The following is a 1,838-nucleotide window of genomic DNA, read 5'->3' as shown; positions in this document are numbered from 1 at the left end:
GTTATAGGCTAGTGAGCATTTTTATGAGATAGTTGACTGCATATCTAGCCATCTGCCTATAAGCTTATCAGACAAGTGGATGTTAATGATGGATGCCATGGAGGTCAAGCTTCAAACTTTGCCCAAGCAGGTGGCAGGCGTGCTCGCGCGTCGCATCGCCACCGACGGTGTTTCCGGGGGCCAAGGACCGTCGGAGCAACAGATCCTGCAAGAATTCGGGGTATCGCGCGCCGTGGCGCGCGAAGCGTTGAAGATTCTGGCTTCCCTCGACATGATCGAGATCGCACAGGGACGGCGCGTGGTGCTGCGTCCGGCCGAGGAATGGGACTATCTCAGTCCATTGCTCATCGACTGGCTGCCGCCCGAGCAGATCCGGCAACTGCTGGCGGAAGCACACGCGACGCGAATTATCATCGAACCTGCCATTGCCGCCATCGCTGCCAAGCATATGACGAAGGAAAACCTTGAGCGTCTTGGCATACTGCTGGCAGCCATGTCCGCGACCGAGGACAATCCGGATGCCTATCTGAAGCTAGACCTCGACTTCCACATGGAGATTTGCCGGTCTACCCAAAACAGGATCCTCGACCGCTTCATGTACTCGTCGCGATGGTGGCAGGCGGCGAGCCGGCGCGTCAGCAATCTGATGCCTCATGCCCTGTCCTTCGCGACGGAAGATCACAGGGCAATCTATGAGGCACTCGTTGCGCGCGACGCAAAACGTGCGGAAGAAGCAATGCGCCGGCACCTGAAGGCAACCACCGCCGTCGGGTTACCGTATAAGGATTAGCCGTTTGACCATCCCTGGTGCGGCGCGGCCAGCAAACGCACTGGCCGCGCCGTGGCGTGTTGGGAGGACACGGCCGGATTCAATGCATGTCGCCCAGAACTGGGCCCGGTCTTGGGGCAACGACATGCAAAAGCGCATCGCCTGAATTCTTTCAACGCGGCGCGCTTTAAGCCCTTTTCGCTTCCCGCTCCTGGCGCTGCCGGGCGCGAAAACCAAACATATCGCCCTTGTCCTTGATTTCCGCCCAGATAGGCGTGGTATGCTTGTCGATGGCGGCGACGTCCGCGTCGGAAATCGTCCAGCCTACGCTCTCGATGTTTTCCTCAAGTTCCCTGACAGTACGTGCGCCGACCAGCGGCGAACTCACGCCTGGCCTGCTGGTAAGCCACTGGATCGCAAGCTGTGGCACCGTCTTGCCGTAGTTGGCCGCAATCGGCTTGAGGGCGTCGACAGCGGCGACGGCTCGCTCGTAGGTGCCCGGCTGGAACAGCACGGTGGTGCGCCGCTCGTCTCCCTCGACGAACTTGGTATCCGGCGAGAGCAGGCCGGTAAGCAGCCCCTGGGCAAGACCACTGTAGGGCATGACGCCGATATTGTGCTTGCGGCAATAGGGCAGAGTTTCCGCCTCAACCTCGCGCCACAGCATGTTGTAGGGAGGCTGGAGCACGTCGATGACGCCATACTGGCGTGCGCTGTTCATTTCAGCAGTGCTGAAATTGGAAACGCCGACCGCCTTGATCCGCCCGGATGACCGCAGCTGTTCCATCATTTCCATGGTCGGGCCAATCGGGAAGTCCGCGTTCGGCCAGTGGACGAAATAGATGTCCACATAGTCCGTCTGCATCCGTCTCAGCGAGCCGTCGAGCGCCGCCTCGAGCGCCGCGGGTTCRAGATGGTTCGGGGCAACCTTGGTCGCGATCACCGCTTTTTCCCGGTTGCCGGCGAGCGCCTTGCCGACAACCTGCTCGGCATGGCCATGCCCATAGGCTTCGGCCGTGTCGATCAAGGTAATGCCGAGTTCCATGGCGCGTTGAATCACCCGTATCGA

2 protein-coding genes are annotated in these 1,838 nt (G+C 60.1%); one reads left to right on the top strand and one right to left on the bottom strand.

Going from position 1 to position 1,838, the window contains the following annotated elements:
• Positions 1 to 88: 88 nt before the first annotated feature.
• On the top strand, positions 89 to 790 hold the full coding sequence (locus ACXJ7R_RS31615; protein ID WP_457155238.1) for a FadR/GntR family transcriptional regulator: 702 nt from the start codon (positions 89 to 91) through the stop codon (positions 788 to 790).
• Between the two features lie 166 nt (positions 791 to 956).
• Here ACXJ7R_RS31615 and ACXJ7R_RS31610 read toward each other — a convergent pair whose 3' ends face one another.
• The gene (locus ACXJ7R_RS31610) at positions 957 to 1,829 is read right to left on the bottom strand and encodes an aldo/keto reductase (protein WP_457155239.1); all 873 of its coding nucleotides are present in this window, start codon (positions 1,827 to 1,829) and stop codon (positions 957 to 959) included.
• Positions 1,830 to 1,838: the final 9 nt, after the last annotated feature.

The sequence above is a fragment of the Mesorhizobium sp. P5_C1 genome (assembly GCF_054049815.1).
The sequence above is the reverse complement of the archived record's forward strand: the minus strand, read 5'-3'. Positions and strand labels throughout refer to the sequence as shown.

What these genes read in the sequence shown, in the direction of transcription:
- ACXJ7R_RS31615 (WP_457155238.1), top strand. Translation starts at nt 89, where the DNA reads ATGGATGCCATGGAGGTCAAGCTTCAAACTTTGCCCAAGCAGGTGGCA.